Raw genomic sequence first — 21,471 nt, forward strand, 5'->3', positions numbered from 1 at the left:
ATGGCCGGTCTCCTTGTTGCTGACGACGCAAGTCACAGCATGTAGCTCTGCGTCCCTGGACGCAACCTACATGTTGGAGACCGGCCGCCTGTCTACTGGGCGGCGACCATCATGTCTTACATGGACACCCGCCGTTGTGCAAGCGATGTAGCGATGAAGGCAATCAGGTACTGGCTGCAGTCTTACATTCGGCCTTTGATGCAGGTTCAACCTGCGGGCCCTGATGGAATTCGCCAAGAACTGCCTCATCTAGTCGGCGCGCTTTGAGCGCAAGACATTATTCAGGTTTGAGTTCTTGCGGTCCGACCTGTCGTGCCATCACCTCGTCATCAACCTGCGCAACCTTCGGTGCACCTTCTTGAACTAATTCATTTGCGGCTGTGGCCGGGTGCTGACGTGACCCGGTTGATAGGCTTGACCATGAGCCAGAATCGCCCACGCAGTTCGAGCCATCTTGTTGGCTAAGGCGACCACCGCGACATTGGCATGACGTCGCCTGCTCAGTTCCTCAGCCCAGGGATTCGGCTGCCTCGATCTGAACAACACCGATCTGGCGCCATGAATCAGTAATGTGCGCAGGTACGGATCCCCGCGTTTACTGATCGTGCCTAACTGAATCTTGCCGCCCGTTCCTCGCTGCTGCGGCACCAGCCCTATGAACGATGCCAGTTCGCGCCCCGACTTGAAGGAGCGAACGTCACCCAGCGTGGCCACCAGTGCGCTCGCAGTCAAGGGGCCAATGCCTGGGATCGCCAACAACGAGCGGCAACTGGCTTCCTGTTTCGGCCAAGCCGCTATTCTTTTCTCGAGAGCCGAAATCTGTTCGTCCAAGCTGTGGATACGCGCGAGTTGCTCTCGCAGCACGTCCATCAGCAATCCGGGCACACAACCCTCAATGTCAGCCATTCGGTTTTGCAGTTCGGCCAGGCCGGCCTGCCTGCCCGTTCTCAACGTCACGCCAAACTCGTACAGCAGACTGCGCAACTGGTAGATTTGCATCGTCCGGAACTTGGTCAGTTGAGTGCGCACTCGGTGCAGCCCCAGCACCGCCTGCTGTTCTTCACTCTTGACCGCCACCGTACGCATGCCAGGCTGCTGAACGGCTGTCCAAATCGCTCGAGCATCAGCAGCGTCCGTCTTGTTGGTTTGCACAAAGGGTCGAATGAACTTGGCATGCAGCAACACTGCCTCGTGGCCGAGCGCGCGGATCTTGCGCGCCCACCAGTGCCCACTGCCACACGCCTCCAGCGCTACCCGCCCTGCAGAGCTCTTCGACAGGAACTCGATAAGTTCCGCCCGGCTGAAGCGTCGATTCACGATCTCACCCGTATCGACATCGACCCAGTACATCTGAAATACGCGCTTTGCGACATCAAGACCATACGTCGTGCGATTCATTTCGGCCCCTCCGTTCGTGAGGTGGTGGATGGAGACGCCACTTTGGCACCGTTCGGTTCCGGAGGCATCTCTATCCTTGCCCATCACGCCCCGAGGGGAGCGGCGGGTGTCCATCCCATCTAGTGCTCCGTGCGCAGCGTAAGTGTGACATGGATCACTTGCGGAGGCCCGGCAAAGGGCCGCAAGATCGCCGATTTGCTGACCGCTGACGGCGTCAGGCCCAGCGCCGCCGAGGCCGTCGCGAAGCTTCCCAACTCCGTCGCCCGCACAAAGATGCTGATGCTCCGAAGATGCTCCATGCCGTTCCTCCATGCGAGCGTTAGTCGACACCCGGAAAGGACTGCGCGCGGAGTGAACGAGGTGAATTTATTTCACGTCATGTGTGTCACTCGCGGGCTGGCGTGATCGGGAGCGCCCACCTGAGCTGACTGCAAATTGATCGAAAGAGAAATCGGCAATGAGCACGCGGCGCTTGGTTGGACTTTGGGTTCTGCTCACGTGTCTGGTCGCCATGCCGATGGCCAGCGCCAAAGACTTCCCGATCAAGCCAATCCATCTCGTCATCGGCAGCGCGACCAGGCTCAGTCATCGACGTCGTTACCCGTCAGATTGCCGAAGGCTTGGCGACGGAGCTTCGGCAGCCCGTGGTTGTCGAGAACCGGTTTTCGGGCGGCGGCATCGTGGCGCTGCAAACATTGAAATCCAGCCCGGCCGACGGCTACACATTGAGCATCGTCGCCATGCCGCAGATGAGCGTGAGCCCCAGCTTGTTCAAGCAGTTGCCCTATGACCCCGCCAAGGATTTCACGCCCATCGGCATTCTGTACCGCGGACCGCAGTTCCTTGTTGTCAACCGGACTGCTCACCCCTATCACTCCTGTTTCTGAATCCAACGCTGCCATGCCATGAACGGCACCATCAGCTTTCCTCGCTTCGAGGGAACGAGCAGCGCCGGATCCGTTTCCTTAAGGAAGCGAGCTTGATACGGCTCTGGAATCGTGTGGACCAGAGCATTGAGCCGTCCACCAGAGTGCACAGGCCGAACCTTGTCGATCAGAATTTTCTGCCTGTGCACACTTCAGTCCTCGATCAGATCGACGAGTATCGTAGAAGAAAGTAAACAGGGTCTTCCGCACTTTGTGTGACGCGGATGTGGGGATGCGGGAACGGTCTGGCTCGCGCCCTTCAGCGTGCCGATTATTAGTGCTTTCTTGATGACAACGACACTGCACCCGGCCAGCCGCTGACAGCGCGGCTGCGCTGGGCGCTGCGGCGTAGCAAGGTCTTGCTCATTGTGGCGAGTCCAGGTGTCAGCGGATCCATGTGGATTCCGAAAGAGATCGAGAAAGTCCTCTAGAAAGGAAGAAAGACATTTTTCCGATCAGCATCCAACGCGGACTGGAGCGCGCAAGCCACCTCGCAACTGCGCAACCTTCACTCCACGGACTTGGAGAACGTTCATGTCCTGCGACGCGCCATCGAAGCGATCTATCATGGGCGTTCCGCGTCATTTCGCAGCCCCCTCGGATCTTTGCGACTCATCGGGGAATCGGTTCACTCGCCTCGCTGTCAATATCGCTACACAACGTCTCGCCAAGGACTGGCATCTGTCCCTCAATGAGCCGCGTTCGGGCCGCTTGCACTGCCGCTTTGTGAACGACTTCCGGCACGATGCGTCCGTTTAGATAGTCGGCGACCAAGGCCTCGGCGGCTTCAAGAAAAAGGGCCATGGCGTATCCTCCCGGCCCCAATGGGCATAGACCTCACTGGCGAGCACCCGGACGGAGGTGCAGCCCGATCAATCGGCATCTTCCGGTGCAAATGCGAGTTCAAGCTCGTCGAGAGCCTTCCGCGCGAGACGCAGTGCTTCCACGACCTGTTCGGGCGTCGCTGGTGGCATGTGCGGCGCCGCGTGCAGGGCGTTCTTAAGGCGCTCGCAAGAAGCCTCCCACATCAGAATTCCGCGCCGCCGCTCCATGTTCAGTTCCGTCATGCGACGTTCCATTCCCGGCAAGGCCGAGAGCGACCAGCGTGCGCGCTCTGAAGGCATCCGTCGATCGGCGAGCGGGCGGCCCCACTCGCGTATCCGGTAGAGCTTTCAAAGTGCTCACGGGCTTCTGCCATTCAGAGACCGTCCTCGCGGGCGGTTGCTCGTCGCGCCGCCAAGGCGCCGCCACGCGCCGAGTAGAATTTGGGACAGCCGCCAGCATCGATGAGCCGCCGCGCGCTAAGTCGCCAAACGCACGGGAAGTAGCCTGTCGTACTCGTTCTTGACCACCGCGTAGCACTCGCAGGAGCGCCGCTCGAGCCCTTCCCGGTCCAGCACCGAGACGTGACCGCGCGCATAGCTGATCAGACCGGCCCTCTGCAGCTTGAGCGCGCCTTCGGTGACGCCTTCGCGGCGCACGCCGAGCATGTTGGCGATCAGTTCCTGCGTCATCACGAGTTCATTGCCCTGCAGCCGGTCCAGGCTCAGCAGCAGCCAGCGGCACAGTTGCTGATCCAGCGAGTGGTGCCGGTTGCAGACCGCCGTTTGCGCCATCTGCGTGATCAGCGCCTGGGTGTAGCGCAGCAGCAAGTGCAGCACCGGACCGGATCGGTTGAACTCGTCCTTCATCACCTGCGCCTTCAGCCGAAAGCCCTGGCCCGCGCTTTGCACCACCGCACGGCTGGGCGTGGATTCGCCCCCCATGAAGAGAGAGATGCCGACGAGGCCCTCGTTCCCGACGACAGCGATCTCGGCTGAGGCGCCGTTCTCCATCACGTACAACAGAGAGACGATGGAGGTGGTCGGAAAGTAGACATGGCTCAGCGTGATGCCCGACTCATACAGCACCTGGCCCAGCGGCATCTCGACCCATTCAAGCTCCGGCTGCCAACGTTGCCACTCGCCGTCTGGCAGCGCTGCAAGCAGTTGGTTCACTTTCGGCTCGGACGCAGCGGCCATTAGTTCCTCCTGGGGGTGCTTCGAGGATGACCCTGTGCGCGCTCCACATGGCACACTTTTAGTATAGGCATGGGACGTGAGTTTTGCCAATGTTGCTGGGCATCGCGGCTGTGGTCCCACTTCGAAAAATCAGTGCGAGCCAGACCGCTTGATCGACTCGGTGAGCGCAACGCCGATAGCCTGCCCGTTGTCCTTGCTGCCCTTGCTTGAGCTGAAGAAGTAGCTCGCGACCTGCTGCGCATTGGCATCCACGTAGCCCACGACGATCCAGATCGAGCCCGAGCAGAATGTCGCAATATTCGGATCGAACTTGAAATATCCGGTGAGCAGCGCGAAGCGCCCAGGCCAGCGTCAAGGCCATCAGCAGCGCAAAGCCGACCAGGATGCACAGGCCGAGCACAAACACGCTCTCGTTGCAGCGAAACATGTGTCGGGCATCCGAGGTGTCGGCGATCAGGGCTGCATCGGCCGCATTGATCTCGCTCTTGATGACGTCGATGTCGAGCTCGCGCATGCGCACGCCAAGGAATCCTCCGCGCCCTTGATCCGAACGACCTGCTCGCCACTCAGACGGCCGACAGACAGTGCCGAGCAACGCCGCTTTGGCTCGCATCAGGATTGCCCGGCAGCGCACTTGCCAACTGCAAGTTGGCGACGAAGCGGTCAGCACCGAGCCTGACGGCAAGATCTGTCCGATGACCCTGGATTGGCGGTGGGCCGGCGCCGGCCCGGCGGCGGTCGCGCGGAAGCCGTTACAGATCTCGGGACGGCCTTTGGCCGGCCGCGACTTCGTCGGCCCAGACCTTGAAGCCCTCGAGCGTGTTCGGGCCGAACGTGGTGGATAGCGCGACATCGCAGGCGTCGCGCCCGCGTGCAATCGGCACGCGGCCGATCCGCGGTGTGTTGTTGCGCGCGTCAAACGTGTACCAGCGGTCGCCGACGAACGCCTCGAACCAGCCGGCGAAATCCATTGGCCCGTAGGCGGCTCGGTGCCGACGTCACCCAGATAGCCGGTGCAGTACCGCGACGGTATGTTCATGCAGCGGCGAAACGCGATCGCCAAGTGCGCGTAGTCGAGGCAGACACCCTGACCTTCCCGGTAAGCCTCCAGAGCGGTGCGCGTGCTGCGTGCGTGCTGGTAGCCGAACTTGATGTGGTGGTGCACGAAATCGCAGATCGTCTGCACGCGCGCCCAGCCGGTCGGGCTGGCTCCGAAGCGCTGCCACGCGATCTCCGACAACTCGTCGGTGTCGCAATAGCGGCTGCCGAGCAGGTAGGCCAGCGTCGATTCCGGAAGCTGTTCGACCGGCGTCTGCACGGCCGACAGCACCACGATGTCCGGAACGCCGGTGTCATTGACCAGTGCATCGGTGGACGAAGCAGCCCTGCGGCGCCACGATGCGGCTGCACCAGTTGCCGAAGCGCGGTACGCTGTGCCGGGCACCGAGGGGCTCGTCACCAAATGATCGGCCCGCACCAGATCGGACGCCCGGGAATAGTGGATGTTCAGCGCCAGCACCATGGGCGTTGGCTTGGGCACTGGTAGGCCATTTCGAAACCAACGCGGATCTGCATGCAAGCTCCTGTTGCTTCTCTGTTCCCACGCAACCCACGTGCCACCATCGCTGACTATCGCTGGTTCACCTGCCGATACCGATGACCAGCTTCTCCTCCCATGGCGGATCCGACGGCCCAGGCCATACGCTTTCGGTGAGCTTGTCACGTTAAAGAATCTTGCGATAGAGCGAGGCGCGCAGCAGATGGCGCTTGAGTTCGATCCGACACTGCTTTGTTCCCGTCCGACGGCCCGCGAACGTGCGATGGGCCCAGCCTGCGCAGGATGATCAACGACTGGCGCAGCGGGACGTTCGTGAGATCGGACGAGACGCGAAAAGAGCATGACGAATGAGTGAATGACTACCCTGTTTCTGCCGCCGTGAGCCAAACGTCCGGCGTGCGCCCGGTGTTTCAGGACAATTCACGCGCTGTTCAGTCAGCACAGCCCGACGCGCGCTCGTCCCACACGGCAAGCTCGGCGGCACAGGCACCATTTCGTTCATCATGTGGAAGTTTGATCGTGGATCGCATCGCCAAGTGAAATCTGAGACGCGGCGCAGCAGTCGAGCCCTTCGCTGGGTCATTTTGGCTGTGATCGCTATCTTGCTCGCAGTTTCAAGTTACAGCTACTTCGCACAGCGAACGGATGCGAGAGCCACCGACCAGAGTCCCACCCAAACGGACCCGCAAACAGCACCTGCTAGCTCCGAGAAGCAGTGATGCTAGAGAGTTCCTGAACCACCAACCCCACCTTGGTGGACGGCGACACTCATCTTGGCCGTCGTCAGAACGACGAGCCACCGGCGGCGCCGGTTTGGTGGTGGTTGACGATGACGGGTTCAGGTCTCAAGAAGAGGTCGGCCCCCGTGTCTGGTCCCCAATCACCGATCAGCAGGTATGCCTCTACCAGCTACCGGCCTGAGGGCGAGATCCAGAGCGTACGCGCGCTCGACAGGCCGCGATTGCAAATCGGCTGCTGTCGAAGGTGCGTAACTCCGAGACCGTAGAGCGCTACGCGGGCCGCCCTGGGCACGCCGCGGCGCCAGCCCCGCGAGGACGGCGGCGCTTGCGTGCGCCGGCTCAAAGGAGCCGGTGGCTACGGCCGATGCGGCATCCCGGGAATCAGGCATTCACCTGGACGCTGCGGATACCACAGGCTGCTTGCAGAGCGGGCGCCCCTTCTCTCAAGGGTTCTGGCCCGGCTTTTGGGAGCCTTGACCGGGCTGTTGTCCAGGCTGCTGCTCGCCAGGATCCTGCTGCTGCTGACCGGGATTAGACGGCTGATTGCCGATTTGGTTGGGGTTCTGGGCTTGTTGGTCTGCCATGTGACTGCCTCTTTAGTGCATCGGAGCAAAGGCACTCCGGTGCCGGCATGGACATCTGTTCGTCCCACCCCAGTAATCGCACAACCAGTCATTTCGTAGGACGGATTGTCGTTTTGAGCGCCGCAGCTTCAGTTGGCCGATTAGGGCCTCGTGCGTTGGTGTCGAAGAGGACGCCGCCCTCCTGGTGCACTCCGTACTCGCGACCACGAATCTCAAATTTTCTCCTGCTGTGGCGCTTCCATTCCTGCGCAATTGGAACATCACTTATGCTTTTTTGGTTTCTTTTCCGGTTTTGTTGCTATTGTTAATTACAGATGAGACCGCATTTTGAAGCGCCCTGAAGAAAGCCGTCATTCCCGCGTCATCGAGATTTCGAACCTTGAAGTAAAAAAACTGGTCGTCAATTGGGCGGGTATATTCAAACGAGCGAATTTGTATTCTCAAGTTTTCGGTGTCCTGGCGTCGACCTTTTCAAGCTGGATAACACTAGGCACCTACTGGCGAACGCAAGTTGGATTTTGGGCAATCCCTCGTGAAAACCTCACTGTAATTGGATTTGCATATCTTTACTGCATAACACTCCTTTATACCCTTATAATTACCTATGTAACGCGGTGTGTTTGCATAGCTCTATTTTTACGGAGCTTAGTTGCTAACTCGATCTTGCACCTGTTTCCATTCCATCCGGATGGCTGCGGTGGCCTGCAGCCAATAGGGCGTCTAGGGCTGCGCAATCAATACAGCTTAAGCGTTCTTGGTGTTAACGTAGCTATATTGACGGCTGTGACCGTCGAATTTCTTGTTCCGGCAACCGCACTGTACTCTTTGGTTGGGGTGGCAATCTTTGCCTATGTTATACTTGGGCCGACAGTATTTTTGGGTCCATTACTCCCTTTTCGAAAAGGAATGGAGGATATAAAAATCAGGTTGACAAGTGAGGTTGCAAAACGACTTCAACAGGAATTTCGGGCTATCCGTAGCGGACTTGGGTCAAAGGCGCCATCAAAAGAAGACGTTGAAGTTCTAGAGAGACTCAAGAGACTCACCGAGATAATACGGGATTTGCCGGTATGGCCGTTCGATGCGCGCACTCTTCGACGTTTTGCTAGCGTTTATGTTGCGCCGCTCGCGTTGACCCTCGTGACCAAAGCTGCCGCCGAATTTCTCCCACGGCTATTGCAATATTTTTTCTAAAAGCAGCAGCCTCTGACGCTTGAGTTGTGGCTTGATCCGCACGCCCTGTGCTGGTGTAAATTGACGGCTTTGAGCCCGAAGTGCAGCCCGAACACGAGAAGCAGGGCTTGTGGGTGTTGGTCCACAAAACTGCCTTACTGCGCGAGCCATGGGCCTCTTTCCGCGGCCACCGGGTACGTGCGCCGTGTCAATCTGCACTGATCACACTGCCCTGCTCCGACTCTCACTTTTGCAAGTGCTTGTCGTGATTGACGATTTTCTGGGCGATCTGGTCAATTTATCGAAAAAATACTACAAGGGCTTCCCACTGACTCGCAAGCGGTCGGCCTTGCCGTCCTTCATTCGGACGACCGCCGAGTGAAAATGGGGCTTGACGCCGAATTGTCGGCAACAGCTGTGATTGGCGAATACAAGTCGCGGACTGGCTGAACTGCGAACGGTCACTGCTGCAGCACGCCGTGGCTGCGGACTCCGGGGTCCCTTGCCTTTCGCGGCATCAATGCAAAAGTCGTGGCGGTGACCGGCCAGGATTTTTCGCCGGGCGCGTCGGTCAGCAGTTCGTAGAAGTCCGGACTTGCCCACTCGGCGCTGGCGGCTGCGGCTTCGAAGCTCTCCAGGGTCGGGCCGACAAAGGCGCCGCTCTTGTTCCGAGGCATGGGATAGGTCATCTTGTGCTCGAGCGCATAGGCAAGTTCGACGTAACCGATCGACCCCTTCGTGTAGTTGACGTAGCGCGCCATGCCGTCGTTGCCGCTCCCGCCGGCTCCGCCGGGCCACTTCACCATCGTTCCTTCTCCAACCTTCGTCTTCCACTCCTCGCTGACTTTCGAGAGGTAGTTGACGAAATTGAAGGTGGTCCCCGAAGCGTCCAGCCGGTGCATGGCCGCGATCTTGAGATCCGGCAGCTTGACGTCCGGATTGAGGGCGGCGATCGCCGGGTCGTTCCAGTTCGCGATCTTGCCGAGATAGATGTCGGCCAGAAGCTCGCCGGTGAATCGCAGCTGGCCTGCAGCGATCCCGTCAACGTTCACGACCGGCACGACGCCGCCGACCACAAGCGGGAACTGCATCAGGTCGGCTGACTTCAGTTCATCCGGCGGCAATGGCTTGTCTGAGGCGCCGAACGCCACACGGCCGCTCTTGACCTGCTGGATGCCGCCGCCGGACCCGATGGCCTGGTAGTTGACTTTGACGTCGGTCTTGGTGTGATAGCCCGAAGCCCATCGAAGCATGACCGGATTGACGAAGGTCGAGCCGGAGCCGACGATGTCCGTTGCGGATGCCTGCTGTGCCAACAAGAGCGTGCCGGCCGTACCAAGAGCCGCCAGGAAAGTGCGGATGTCATTCGGTGTTGTCATGGTAGTGACTCCTCGCAAGCGGGGCGCGAGTATGAACGACGTCCCAAGCCTTGCCAACACACCGAATGGTCGAGATCCACCATAGCTTTAGGCCGGTCGGGGTGGGGGATCTGGAAACCGGATGCCTTCCAGCGTGAAAGTGCAACGCGGGCCGAGAGAGACATCCCCCGCGGTCATGGTCTCCCTGTCGCGCTTCTTTTCGTTGATGTGCTGGGCCAGCCAGCGCATCCAGGTTGATACCGGGGCGATCGCCGTGGGAGCAATGCGACGCTGTGCGCACTCGGCAACGATCAGCGCCGCAGCGATGAATGTCGCCCCGACGAATCCAAGGGCATGGTGATCGAACCATGTGATGACCGCTGCGCCAACCAGGCCCGACATCGACACGCCGACATAGACCGCGGCCGAGTTCATGCCCAGCAGGACCGGCGCGGCGGTCGGAATGATGCCGATAAGCCGGTGTTGCTGCGGCACGAGCATGCCGGAGCCGCAGAAGCCCCAGAGGACCAGCGCGGGTACGGCGCTTGCCAGCGAGGCCGTGCTCCAGGGCAGCAGCGCAAAGTCCAGCGCGACCAAGACAAGGGCCGCATTGATGACGCGGCGACTGCCGAATCGGTTCGTCAGACGGCCGGCGACCAGGTTGCCGGCGGTCGCCGCCGCGCCCCAGAGCAGCAACAGGGCTGCCAGCACGTGAGGGCTGCCCCGCGTCGCCCCTTCGAAGCTCAGCCCGACGTAGGTGTAGACGAGATACAGACCGGCGAACGCCAGCCATGTCGTCAGCAGCGTCAGAACCACCCGCACATCGCGCAAGTGCTCGAGACGCTGGGCCAGACTGGGGACCGGCGTGACCGGGACGTCCGACAAGCGCCATGCCACGCCTGCCGCAGCGAACGCACCGATGACGGCAACGCATGCCATCGTCGCCCGCCAATCCAGGCGGCCTCCGATGAGGGTGGCCAGCGGCACGCCGAGCGCCGTCGCGCTGGTCAGACCAGCCACCACCATGGCGAGCGAACGTCCGCGCTGATCGGGCGAGCCCAGTGATGCACCGATGGCGGTCGCCGTCGGGCTGACCATCGCCGCGCCAAGGCCGGCAAGCACGCGGCTCGCCAGCACGAACTCGATGTTCGGAGCCCACGCACTCATGACATTGCCGAGAACGAGGATCGCGAGGCCCGCCAGCAACAGGCGCTTGCGCGGCCAGCGCGCGGCCACTTCTGAGACGATCGGTGAAAGCAGTGCATGCCCCACCGCGTAGAACGTGACCATCTGTCCGGCCAGCGCCACGCTCACGCCGAGCGAAGCGGACACCTGGGGCAGGACGCCTGCGACGACGAAGTTGCCGGTGCCGATTGCAAACATGCTCCCGGTCAGCGCGAGGAGGCGCTTGTCCACGTCTGCTCCTCAGAGAAGCGGCGAGTTCGCCATCGCGCGCGCTCAGACAACGCTGACGCTGGGCGCCGCGAACTCTCGACCGACCATCGCGCGGGCGAACAGGTAGCTGCAACGCCCGCGCTCGGACAGCGCATCGAGATCCACGTGGCCGGCGGCATCGCACGGAAATGCAAAGCCGCGACCTTCATGAAACAGCGATCGGAACCGGATCTCGAACCGGGCTGCGGACTTGACAAGACTCAGGTGGGACATGTTGGCGACCTCCGATGGATTGGCATGTCTCCAATCTAGTCGTCGGGGTTCCGCTGAAAAAGGCGTGCCGAATCAACGCGACTTTGCGATTGCCGAAACAATCACCTCGATCCTGCGCCTGGCCGGTTATTGACGCAGCTGAAATAGCGTGTTGTGCCGCATTGCCTTACTGCGCGTTGGCGATTTCCCTAGAGTCGCACTGGGGCAACTGCGATGAAGGCACGAGGTTCGTCGGCCGCCTTCAGGTCGACAAGGAGAGCACATGTTTCAACTTGGCGTGATCAATAGCTGGCATGGCGCGGGCGTGTGGATGGTGTTGAACATGGCCACCGCGCTGCTGCTCGGCTGGTTCGTCGGCTACGAGCGCTATTTCAGCGGGCGCGCTGCCGGCAGCCAGGTCTATTGCCTGGTCTGCGCCACCTCGTGCGCGGTCACCTTGCTGGCCGGCTACCCGACCATGTGGTACTGGGGAAGCAGCGTGAGTACCGCCATTCCGGCCTATCCCACGAAGGTCATCAGCGCCATCCTCACAGGCATCGGGTTCCTGGGCGCAGGCAACGGCATCTGCGCGGACCTCGTGCGCCAGCGGAAGCCAGAGAAAGTACGAGCTGGGATGGCCGATCCTTTTCAGTCCGCCCAGGATGTCTGCGGCGAGGGCCTGGCGCAGCGCGGCGTCGCGTCGCTTCTCCTCTTCGAGGCGGGCCACAGTGCCGTCCTCCAGCCACCCGCAAGCGATCGCTGTCATCGTCGCCGGGGTGTTCCAAGTCGTCGCCCGGATGACTCGTTCGATCTTGTCGACCCATGGCCGCGGCGCGCAGACGAAACCCACGCGCAGACCGGTCGCGACGCTCTTGGACAGGCCCGACACATGATCGTCGACTCCGGCGCCAGCGCCGCCAACGCAGGCGGCGCACGCTCGGCCAGGAACGCATAGGCCGCGTCCTCGATCAGGATCAGTTCATGCCGCCGAGCGAGGCCGATAAGTTCCCGGCGCCGCGTGGCGCTCATGACCCAACCGAGCGGGTTGTGTAACGTGGGCATGGTGTAGACAGCGCGCACCCGCCGTCGCCGGCACAGGTCCGCCAATGCGTCCAGATCGGGACCTTGCCCGGCAGACGGGACCGGCACAAGCTCCAGCCGCTGGGTTTCCGCGATCAACTTGAAGCCCGGATAGGTCAGCGCATCCGCTGCAACCACATCGCCGGGCTCGAACAAGGCCATGGCGGTCGTTGCCAGTCCGTGCAGCGCGCCACTCACAAGCAACACCGTATCGGCCGACGCCGAGACACCGCGGCTGGACAGATGGCGTGCCACCGTCGCCCGCTCATGCAAGCGGCCGCCATGGGGCTGGTATCGCAGCAGGGATTCCAGGTCTCCCGTCGCCGCAAGCTGGCGCAGGGCGGTCCTGAACAACTCGGCCTGGTCCGGCAAGGCCGGATAGTTGAAGCTCAGGTCCACCATGTCCGCGCTCACATGCAGGTCGACACCTTGACCGCGCGGCAGGGGCTCCTTGACGAACGTGCCGCGGCCGGTCTCGCCGCTGACCAGTCCCATCGCTTGCAGTTCGGCGTAGACACGCGTGGCCGTGACCAGCGCGATGCCTTCGCGAGAGGCGAGTTTGCGGTGCGTCGGAAGAAGCGTACCTGGACGCAAGCGACCTGCGCGAATGTCATCCGCGAGCCGGTCGACCAACTGCTTGTAACGGGCAAGTGCCATTGCCTAGTGCATCCACGACAATTGTTCGAGTGTATTCATTGCGGATCGACGATGAGGCGACACGACGTCCTCGATCCAATCGAAGAGCGCTGGCGGCACAAGCCCAGCGATCCCTGTGCAGCATCCGGAGTGCGCGTCCTCGTTCAGCCCTTCCTTCTTCTATGCCTGCAGGTCGTACCGGCCATCATCGCAGTCCTGGGAACAATCCTTTCCAGAGCGCTCTCTAGATGGCGAGGGCGCCCGAGCCTAAAGTGTCCTTGAGGATTTCAAAGGAACTACTCGGAGATCGAAATGAAGTTGTGGAATTACATCGAAGCGCATCACTCAGACTTCGGAGCCGCGCTGTTCATCCTTCCGTGCCTGGTGGCGACATTTTCGATTGCCGGCATTGCATTTGGCGCCGTGCTGCTGTTCAGCTGACAGAGTCGACGGGACGGGCGTCTCACTCCTATGAACCAGGAAAAAAAGGCAGCGCTCGATCTGCCTCGCAATGTCTGCCGCGTCAGCGCGTTCGTGACGCCTCGTCGGACGCTCTACCCTGGCAAGGTCAGGCCCGTCGCAGCAACCATGCAAGGGCGACGCCGCCGGCAACCACTGCAACGACGGTCAGCACAAGGCCGGGGACGTCAGGGCCACCTGATGCAGCGGCGGATTTGTCATGCGGCGCTGCGTTGCCCGGAGGGGTGCGCGACGACTCGGCGAAAGGCGTGAACACGGCGCCGCCCGGATTCGCGTTTTCCTCACGCTGCTGCGTCTTCGGCGCGGCCTCGATGTCGGCCGGCGGGGGCGACGAAGAAGGATGCGAAGGTGTCTACGCCTGCGGTTGGGCCGGTCCGCTCGACTGGGTTTCGGCGGGGACTTCGAGCGTGTTGAAGTCCAGTTCCGCGCCCGGTGCGCACGTGGACGCGCCGAGCACCAGCAAGGCCACGCCGAAGCGGGTTGGGCTGAAGAAGCGATGCATGGTGGCGTCACTTGCCGGCAGGGGCCCCGCTGCGAGGCCGCCGCGACTGGCAAGACCACTCATTCTGGGAAGCGCAGATGACAGAACCATGACCCCGCTCGTGCAGCGACCGCATGACAATGCGGCCGATGGACGAAATCATAGGGCTCTTTCCGACACCGTTCATGCGCGTACCACGAGTGCTGGGCCCCGCGCTCGTGAACGGCCTGGTCGAGCATTTCGCGTCGCTGGCCTCGCAGGACAACAGCTCGTCCGCGAATCTTTCGCACACGTCGATGCTGCAGCCAGGTGACAGTCCTCTGCTGGTCGAATGCGCGGGCCTCATCACGCCGAAGCTGGTCGATTTCGGAGCGCTGATGTTCGGGGAGCGGATCGGGTGGTCGGTCAAGGAGATGTGGGTCAACGTGCTCGACACCGGCGGGCGCCAGGCGATGCACAACCATGCCAACAGCTTCGTCTCGGGCGTGCTGTACCTGACCCCCACGCACCCGGATGCACGGACCGTGTTCATGAAGTCGCCGGGCGGCCACGACTTCGCCTTTCGCAACGACCACGCGCAGACGGCCCCGGGACCCTACAGCGCCGACAAGTGGATCAGTCCCGCGCCGGACCCGGGCGACATGGTGCTGTTTCCGAGCTACCTGATGCACGCGGTGCCGCCGAACCCCGGAAATCGGCGGGTCACGATGGCGTTCAACGCCATCCCCACCCGGCTGGACTCCTGGGGCTACAAGATCAGCTTCGGCGGCTGAGCGATGCGCCACCGGCTCGCCTGTGCGTTGATGGCCGCCTCCGGCTTTGCCGGGCTCGGCTACCAGATTGTCTGGACGCAGCAGAGCGCGCTGTGGCTGGGCCATGAATCGGCCGCGGTGCTGGCCGTGGTCGCGGCCTTCTTCGGCGGACTCGCGCTGGGCTCGCTGGCTGTCGGGCCGCGCGTGGTTCGCAGCGCCCGGCCCGAGCGCTGGTACGCGGCATGCGAAACATTGATCGCGCTGTGGAGCGTGGCGCTGGCGCTGCTGCTGGCGCCGGTCAGCCAGCTCCTGCTCGATGCAAGCGGGCCGCAACCCTCCCCCGTGTGGCAGTGGGGGGTGGCCTTCTTCGGGACCTTCGTCGTGCTGCTGCCGGCCACGGTCGCGATGGGGGCGACCCTGCCCGCCATGGAGCGCGTGATGGCGCGGCTGGGTCACAAAAGGCAGGGCATTGCGGCCCTTTATGCCTGCAACACCTTCGGTGCCGTGATCGGTGTGATCGTCGCCGCGTTCTGGCTGGTGCCGCAGTTCGGCCTGGCCCGCACCGCGCTCGCGTGCGCCGTGCTCAACCTGGCCTGCGCCGCGGCGGCCTTCATGCTGCCGACGGCCGGCTCGGCGGGCGTGCCTCCTGCCACTCGCCCGGCGAGCCCGGCGCCGCTGGCGATCCTGGCCGCCACGGGGATGCTGGGCATCGGCTACGAGGTGCTCGTCGTTCGCGTGCTGAGCCAGGTGACGCAGGACACGGTCTACTCCTTCGCGATGCTGCTGGCCGCGTACCTGGCTGGCACGGCGATAGGTGCTGCCGCGTGGCATCGGGTGAGTGCCAACGCGGGCACCAGCGATCCGGTCCGGACCCGCAACCGGCTGTTCGCGCTGCAAGCGACGAGTTGTCTCCTCGGCATAGGGAGCCTGTGGGGCGCGGACGGGCTGCGCCAAGCCGTCGCCGAACGGTTGGGCCCCGGCATGGCTTCGGCGCTGGCTTCGGAGGCAGCGCCTGCGGTGGCGGCGTTCCTCTTGCCGACGTTGGTCATGGGTGCGTTGTTCGCCCACCTCTGCGCGCAGGCACGGGCCGAAGGCCATGCCTTTGGGCGCGCGCTGGGCTTCAACACGCTGGGGGCGGCCGCGTCCCCTTTGCTGTTCGGCGTGTTCTTGCTTCCGGCGTTGGGGCCGAAGCCGGCGCTGCTCCTGGTCGCTGCCGGCTATCTCGCGCTGTCCCTCCCAAGTGCCATGCCGAGGCCGGCGTTCTGGGCGCCTGCGGCCGCCTTGGTCGCGATCGCTGTGCTGGCACCGCCACTGGCCTTTGTCGATGTGCCCGAGGGCGGGCACATCGTCAGCTACCGCGATGGGGCGATGGCGTCGGTGAGCGTGGTGGAGGATGGCGCGGGCGTGGCCCGGCTGCGCATCGACAACCGGCAGCAGGAAGGCAGCAGCGCCTCGTTGCCCGCCGATGCGCGGCAGGCGCTGATTCCGTTGATGTTGCACCCGGCGCCGCGACGCGCCCTGTTCCTGGGTCTTGGCACCGGGGTGACTGCGATGTCGGCTGCGCAGGACGCTGCCGTGCAGGTCGATGCGGTGGAACTCTTGCCCGAGGTCATCGAAGCGTCGGCGTATTTCACGCAGGCGCTGGCCGGCGGCGAATCCGAACCGGGCCTGCACGTGCTGGTCGCCGACGCGCGTCGCTATGTGCGGACCACCGAGCGTCGCTACGACCTGATCGTGGCGGACAACTATCACCCGGCCCGCAGCGGCACGGGCTCGCTCTACACCGTGGAGCACTTTCGCGCGGTTCGGAGCCGGCTGGCTGCCGGCGGCGTCTTCTGCCAGTGGTTGCCCCTGCACCAGCTCGACATCGAGACCGTGCGCAGCATCGTGCAATCCTTTGTGGCGGTGAACCCGCGCGCACTGGCCGTGCTCGCGACTTTCAGCCTCGATACGCCGGTGCTCGGGCTCGTGGGGCGCGCGGACGACGGCCCATTCGACGTGGCCCGGTTGAGCGAGCGCCTGGCAGGCCGGCCCGGGCTCCTGCGTCGGGGCGACTTCGGCATGGCGGATGCGTTGGGCGTGCTGGGGAATTTCGTCGCCGGGCCGGCCTCGCTGGCCCGCTTCGCGGGTGACGCACCGGCCAACACCGACGACCACCCGGTGGTCGGCTACCAGGCGCCAAGGATCACCTATGCGCCCGATTCGCAGCCGCGCGACAGGCTGCTCGCCGTGCTGCACGAGTTGGCGATCTCACCTTCCGACCTGTTGGGCACCGACGCGGATGCGGATGTGTCGCGACGTCTTGCGGCGTACTGGATCGCGCGCGATCGCTTCCTGGAGGCGGGGCAGTCGGTACGCCCGGTCGCGGATGTGCGGCGCATGCTGGCACAGGTCCGGGAGCCGCTGCTGTCGGTCCTGCGGATCAGCCCGGACTTCCGTCCGGCCTACGACCCGCTCCTGCGCATGGCAGAAACGCTCGCGCGCAGCGACCCTCGCGAAGCCCGCGCGCTGCTGGAGGACCTTCAGCGCGTCCAGCCCGGGCGACCGGAAGCGGGACCGGCACTCCGGCAGCTCGCCGAGCCAGCGCCCTGACCGGGCACACGCAACCGTTCGTCGGTTCGTGCCCCGACGAGGCCCGTTGGCAGTGCTCCGACGCGTGTCCTGTCACGTTCCGGTCATCGCAAATCACTACTTTCGACTACTGCGGCAGCGTGAAGGGCATCACGCGGCTGGTTCTTCCCATCCAGTCCACCCTGACGGAGCTTTGCCGATGAACATCGCATTCACGAAGAACCAGTTTCTCCTTGCCGCGATTGCGGCAGCCGGCGCCGCGAGTCTGCTCGCCACGCCCGCCCCCGCCAGCGCGGGCGACAAGAAGTCCGGCACCTATGTGACTGGTGACTTCCACAACCACACCACCTGTTCCGACGGATCGATCTCGATGCAGAAGCTCGTCAAGAAGGCTACCGACACGGTGGATACGCCGTGGGGACTGGACTGGTTTGTGCAGGCTGGTCACGGTGGCAACGGCAATCGCAATTGCACGCTGGCCGAGGACGAGAGCCTGGGCACCCCGGCCTACCCGTACACCGGCCCCGGCCCCACCACGACCTGGACCGACAGCATCGGCGCGGCCAACCTCAAGGGGCTCAACGGCGGCGTTGGCGGCAACGGCAACATGTGGCGCTGGCAGTCGATTCAGGAATACCAGTACCCGCTGCTCGAATACCTCGCCCGCTTGCGCGAGCAGCCGCTGTTCATCGGCGTCGAGTCGGTTTCCGCGGGCCACGAGCACGTGTCCACCTCGGTCATCACGGGCCAGATGCCCAAGTCCATCGAGCGCGGGCGCCTGCCGACGAAGCCGGGCTACACGCCGCTCGGCAATGCCACCGCGCTCGCGCAGTGGGAGTACTGCTTCGACCGCAACGACACCGACACGAGCCGCGGCAACACGGCCGTCGGCGGCACGGTCGGCAACAACTGGAACTGCTCGGTCACCGGCAGCCTGAACGCCGCCGACCCGAGCTGGAACGCGACCGCGCAAAAGCTCATCCCGGCGGGCGGTACCGGCACCGGCGCGCGCGGCCATATGAAGACGGTCGAGGCGATGAAGTGGATGGCGGAGAACCACCCGAATGGCTCCTACTACGTGCCCTCGCACCTGGAGCGGGCCGGCCCCTTCAACCCGGACGGGAACAACGGCTTCAACATCGAGCACCTGCGCGACTTCAACAACGCGGCGCCGAAGTCCGCGTTCGGCTTCGAGACGCAGCCGGGCCATGGCGCATCGTCCGACCGCGGCGAATACTTTCCGAAGCGCAACAACATCGGTGGCGTGCTGGTCGACTCGGTCGGCGGCACCACCTACGGCGGCACCGGCGTCTATGGCGCGCAGGTGGGCGGCGTGTGGGACGCCCTGCTCGGCGAAGGACGCAACTTCTGGTTCTTCGCGAGCTCCGACTGGCACAACCGCGGCATCTTCGGCCCCGATGACCGTCGCTCGACGCAGGACTTCTTTCCCGGCGAGTACCAGCGCGACTTCGTGATGGTGCGCGACAACGGCGGTGGACGCGGCCACGACGACGACCGGCGCGGCCGCGACAAGCCGCATGGCAGCGACGAGCTGACGCCTCAATCGATCGTCGACGGCCTGCGCAGCGGCAACAGCTTCACGACCAGCGGCCAGTTGATCGACCGCCTGGCCTTCGTGGCCTGTGCCTCGTACCCGCGCGGCCGGTCCACACCGGTGCTCGATGCGGTCGGCAATGCGGTGGTCGAGGCCCTGGCGGTGGCCGCCGCCGTGAAGAACACCGACGTCGACCACGACGAGTGCGCCACCATGGGCGAGAAGCTCGTGGTGCGTCCCGGCGCGGAGATCATCGTCTCGGTGGTGGTGCGCGATCCTTCCGGCGCCAACTATTCTCCGTATGCGTTCCCCAATCCCTCGCTCGCGCAGATCGGCATCAAGCAGCCGCTGAACAAGCCGGTGCTCGACCACATCGACGTAATCCGCGGGATGGTCAGCGGCTACAGGAACCCGAACGACCCGCTCCAGTACGCCGGCGAATGGCCGCGCGACTGGCTCACCAATCCGAGCCTCGCCAACGTGCCGACGGCGGCAAAGAACCCGACTGCCGCGGTGATCAAGACCTTCAACGGCGCAAGCTGGAAATCCGCAGGTGGCGACTTCCGCCGGATGACCTTCCGTCTGCCCGGCACCGTCTCCGCGTCGCAGTACCTGCGTCTGCGCGGCACCAACCTGCCGCCGAGCGTGCCGCACGAGACCGACGCCAACGGCAACCCGTTGCCCGATCTGGTGACCAACGCGAGCAACGTCGCCAACCTGGCCATTCCGTGCAATGACGCCGCCTGCCCCGACCACCTGGCCGTGAACAACGGACAGAAGTACGTCAGCTACGACGTGGCCGCGTGGTCGGACCTCTGGTTTTACAGCAACCCGATCTACATCGAGGTCAGGGGCTCGACGCTGGTGGCTGGTGTCAAGTAGGGAGCCGTCGAAGCGCATGGCAAGCACGCCCGCCTGGCTGCGCGAACCGCTGCTGCACTTCGTGCTGCTGGGCGGGCTGCTCTTCGCGGCGGACCACTATCTCGTCTCGCGTGAAGACAACCCACGCACGATCGTGGTGGGCGCCGACGTCGACGCGGAAGCCCGCAGGCTGTTCGCCTCCTCGCGCGGACGCCAGCCCAACGCCGAGGAACTGAAGACGCTGCGCGAGCGCTGGGTCGACAACGAGGTGCTTTATCGCGAGGGGCTCGCGCTGCGCGTGGACCAGGGCGATCCCGCCATCCGCGAGCGCGTAATCTTCAAGGCGCTGAGCGTTGTCGACGCCGGAGTCAAGCTGCCGCCGGTCGACGAAATCGTACTGCGCGACTGGTTCGAGCACAAGCGTGCGAAGTACGACGAGCCCGCGCGCTACGACTTCCAGGAGGCGGTGGTGTCGCCGGACACCACCGAGGCAGCGCTGCGCGAGTTCGTCGATGCCTTGAATGCCGGCACGCCAGGCGATGCGAAGGCGGGGTTGCGCGTCTTCAAGGGCCGCCCGCGCGCCAACCTCGAGCAGAGTTACGGTGTCGATTTCGTCGCGGCGCTCGATGCCGCCCCGCCAGGCAGGTGGCTGGCGCAACCGACGAAAGACGGGCTGCGCGCGATCCGGCTCGACGCCGTCGCGGCTTCGAGGCCGGCCGACTTCGAGTCCCTGCACGGCGTGGTGTTGCAGGACTGGACCGATGCGACCCTCGCCGAGCAGCGCACCGCGGCCGTGCGCGCGCTCGGCCGCAAGTACACGGTCCGCTTCGAGGGCGCGGCCCAGTGAGCGGCTGGTGGTGTCGGCTGGTGATGGCCGCGGTGGCCCTGGTGGCCGTGGCCGCGGCGCACGCGCACGAGATGAGCATGGCCGAGATGGAACTGCGCGAAGTCTCGCGCGGCGAGTTCATCTGGCAGTGGGGAGCAACTGACAAGCGTCCGGCGAGCGAGGACCTCACGCCGGTCTGGCCGGAGGGCTGCCGTGGCGTCGAATCGAACGCCGTGCGTTGCGGCGAAGGCGGCATGACGGGCACGCTGTCGATCGACGGCGTTGGCAAGCGCTACTCGGCCGCGCTGGTGAAGCTCACCTGGCTCGATGGCCAGACGCGCGTCTACACGCTCACGGCTGCCCAGCCGACGGTGCACCTGTTCGGATCGGCCGACGACCAGCGTGGGCTCGCAGAGATCGCCTTCGCCTACACCGTCCTCGGCATCGAGCACATCCTGACGGGCTGGGATCACCTGATGTTCGTTGTGGGCCTGCTGTTCCTCGTGGGCTTCAACCGCCGGCTGCTGCTGACCATCACCGCATTCACCGCTGCGCACAGCCTCACGCTGGCGTGCAGCGCACTGGGCCTGCTGACGTTGCGACCACCGCCGGTGGAAGCGACGATCGCGTTGTCGATCATGCTGGTGGCCGGGGAGGCATTGCATGACCGGCAGACGCTCGCGCGCAGGTGGCCGGCGCTGGTGGCCTTTCTCTTCGGCCTGGTGCATGGGCTCGGCTTTGCGGGCGCATTGAAGGAAATAGGCCTGCCCGACAACTACCTCTGGGCGGCCCTCCTCACCTTCAACGTCGGCGTTGAGATCGGG

The 21,471-nt window shown here is 63.8% G+C and carries 18 protein-coding genes and 3 pseudogenes; 10 read left to right on the forward strand and 11 right to left on the reverse strand.

Features of this window, described 5'->3' with window-relative positions:
• Window positions 1-363 precede the first annotated feature (363 nt).
• The gene (locus tag ACSFBL_RS34830) at window positions 364-1,398 is read right to left on the reverse strand and encodes an IS110 family RNA-guided transposase (RefSeq protein ID WP_435520374.1); all 1,035 of its coding nucleotides are present in this window, start codon (window positions 1,396-1,398) and stop codon (window positions 364-366) included.
• Window positions 1,399-1,517: 119 nt separating this feature from the next.
• Window positions 1,518-1,697, reverse strand: coding sequence for a LysR family transcriptional regulator (locus ACSFBL_RS34835; RefSeq protein WP_435520375.1), 180 nt, complete (start codon window positions 1,695-1,697; stop codon window positions 1,518-1,520).
• Between the two features lie 177 nt (window positions 1,698-1,874).
• On the opposite strand from ACSFBL_RS34835, the gene ACSFBL_RS34840 reads away from it, so the two are divergent.
• Together ACSFBL_RS34840 and ACSFBL_RS34845 are read left to right on the forward strand one after the other, a co-directional pair.
• Entirely contained in the window at window positions 1,875-2,285 is a 411-nt protein-coding gene (locus ACSFBL_RS34840; RefSeq protein ID WP_435520376.1) for a Bug family tripartite tricarboxylate transporter substrate binding protein, read from the forward strand.
• 332 nt (window positions 2,286-2,617) lie between these two features.
• Window positions 2,618-2,755 (forward strand): annotated as a pseudogene (locus tag ACSFBL_RS34845) (hypothetical protein); the annotation flags it as partial.
• Window positions 2,756-2,936: 181 nt separating this feature from the next.
• Here ACSFBL_RS34845 and ACSFBL_RS34850 read toward each other — a convergent pair.
• From ACSFBL_RS34850 to ACSFBL_RS34865, 4 genes are all read right to left on the reverse strand, one after another.
• Window positions 2,937-3,128 (reverse strand): hypothetical protein, encoded by a 192-nt coding sequence (locus tag ACSFBL_RS34850; RefSeq protein WP_435520377.1) that lies wholly within the window; start codon window positions 3,126-3,128, stop codon window positions 2,937-2,939.
• A gap of 68 nt (window positions 3,129-3,196) precedes the next feature.
• Window positions 3,197-3,391, reverse strand: a complete 195-nt coding sequence (locus tag ACSFBL_RS34855; RefSeq protein ID WP_286619379.1) for a hypothetical protein — start codon at window positions 3,389-3,391, stop codon at window positions 3,197-3,199.
• A gap of 234 nt (window positions 3,392-3,625) precedes the next feature.
• The gene (locus ACSFBL_RS34860) at window positions 3,626-4,345 is read right to left on the reverse strand and encodes a Crp/Fnr family transcriptional regulator (protein WP_435520378.1); all 720 of its coding nucleotides are present in this window, start codon (window positions 4,343-4,345) and stop codon (window positions 3,626-3,628) included.
• Window positions 4,346-4,403: 58 nt separating this feature from the next.
• Window positions 4,404-5,867 carry a transglutaminase-like domain-containing protein gene (locus ACSFBL_RS34865; RefSeq protein ID WP_435520379.1) on the reverse strand — a complete coding sequence of 488 codons (1,464 nt, stop codon included), beginning with the start codon at window positions 5,865-5,867 and terminating at the stop codon, window positions 4,404-4,406.
• Between the two features lie 1,687 nt (window positions 5,868-7,554).
• Here ACSFBL_RS34865 and ACSFBL_RS34870 point away from each other — a divergent pair.
• Complete coding sequence (locus ACSFBL_RS34870; RefSeq protein WP_435520380.1) at window positions 7,555-8,421, forward strand: hypothetical protein; 867 nt, start codon at window positions 7,555-7,557, stop codon at window positions 8,419-8,421.
• 440 nt (window positions 8,422-8,861) lie between these two features.
• Here the strand turns inward: ACSFBL_RS34870 and pstS are convergent, their stop codons facing one another.
• From pstS to ACSFBL_RS34885, 3 genes are all read right to left on the reverse strand, one after another.
• Window positions 8,862-9,779, reverse strand: a complete 918-nt coding sequence (gene pstS / locus ACSFBL_RS34875) for a phosphate ABC transporter substrate-binding protein PstS (RefSeq protein ID WP_435520381.1) — start codon at window positions 9,777-9,779, stop codon at window positions 8,862-8,864.
• A gap of 87 nt (window positions 9,780-9,866) precedes the next feature.
• Window positions 9,867-11,174 (reverse strand): MFS transporter, encoded by a 1,308-nt coding sequence (locus ACSFBL_RS34880; RefSeq protein ID WP_435520382.1) that lies wholly within the window; start codon window positions 11,172-11,174, stop codon window positions 9,867-9,869.
• Between the two features lie 42 nt (window positions 11,175-11,216).
• On the reverse strand, window positions 11,217-11,426 hold the full coding sequence (locus tag ACSFBL_RS34885; protein ID WP_435520383.1) for a hypothetical protein: 210 nt from the start codon (window positions 11,424-11,426) through the stop codon (window positions 11,217-11,219).
• Between the two features lie 322 nt (window positions 11,427-11,748).
• On the opposite strand from ACSFBL_RS34885, the pseudogene ACSFBL_RS34890 reads away from it, so the two are divergent.
• Window positions 11,749-11,928: pseudogene (locus tag ACSFBL_RS34890) on the forward strand (MgtC/SapB family protein); the annotation flags it as partial.
• 45 nt (window positions 11,929-11,973) lie between these two features.
• On the opposite strand, the pseudogene ACSFBL_RS34895 reads toward ACSFBL_RS34890, so the two are convergent.
• Window positions 11,974-13,142, reverse strand: a pseudogene (locus tag ACSFBL_RS34895) (aminotransferase-like domain-containing protein); the annotation flags it as partial.
• 291 nt (window positions 13,143-13,433) lie between these two features.
• Here ACSFBL_RS34895 and ACSFBL_RS34900 point away from each other — a divergent pair.
• On the forward strand, window positions 13,434-13,562 hold the full coding sequence (locus tag ACSFBL_RS34900) for a hypothetical protein (RefSeq protein ID WP_435520384.1): 129 nt from the start codon (window positions 13,434-13,436) through the stop codon (window positions 13,560-13,562).
• A gap of 391 nt (window positions 13,563-13,953) precedes the next feature.
• Here ACSFBL_RS34900 and ACSFBL_RS34905 read toward each other — a convergent pair whose 3' ends face one another.
• Window positions 13,954-14,103, reverse strand: a complete 150-nt coding sequence (locus ACSFBL_RS34905) for a hypothetical protein (RefSeq protein WP_435520385.1) — start codon at window positions 14,101-14,103, stop codon at window positions 13,954-13,956.
• Between the two features lie 128 nt (window positions 14,104-14,231).
• Between ACSFBL_RS34905 and ACSFBL_RS34910 the strand changes: the two genes are divergently transcribed.
• From ACSFBL_RS34910 to ACSFBL_RS34930, 5 genes are all read left to right on the forward strand, one after another.
• Window positions 14,232-14,855 carry a putative 2OG-Fe(II) oxygenase gene (locus ACSFBL_RS34910; RefSeq protein WP_435520386.1) on the forward strand — a complete coding sequence of 208 codons (624 nt, stop codon included), beginning with the start codon at window positions 14,232-14,234 and terminating at the stop codon, window positions 14,853-14,855.
• Between the two features lie 3 nt (window positions 14,856-14,858).
• Window positions 14,859-17,426 (forward strand): spermidine synthase, encoded by a 2,568-nt coding sequence (locus ACSFBL_RS34915; protein ID WP_435520387.1) that lies wholly within the window; start codon window positions 14,859-14,861, stop codon window positions 17,424-17,426.
• Between the two features lie 178 nt (window positions 17,427-17,604).
• Complete coding sequence (locus ACSFBL_RS34920; RefSeq protein ID WP_435520388.1) at window positions 17,605-19,842, forward strand: PHP domain-containing protein; 2,238 nt, start codon at window positions 17,605-17,607, stop codon at window positions 19,840-19,842.
• Window positions 19,843-19,858: 16 nt separating this feature from the next.
• Window positions 19,859-20,668, forward strand: a complete 810-nt coding sequence (locus tag ACSFBL_RS34925) for a peptidyl-prolyl cis-trans isomerase (RefSeq protein WP_435520389.1) — start codon at window positions 19,859-19,861, stop codon at window positions 20,666-20,668.
• The coding region (locus tag ACSFBL_RS34930; RefSeq protein ID WP_435520390.1) for a HupE/UreJ family protein at window positions 20,665-21,471 on the forward strand (807 nt) is incomplete at its 3' end. The genes ACSFBL_RS34925 and ACSFBL_RS34930, both read left to right, overlap by 4 nt.

The sequence above is a fragment of the Variovorax glacialis genome, assembly GCF_051216375.1.
GTDB lineage: Bacteria > Pseudomonadota > Gammaproteobacteria > Burkholderiales > Burkholderiaceae_C > Variovorax.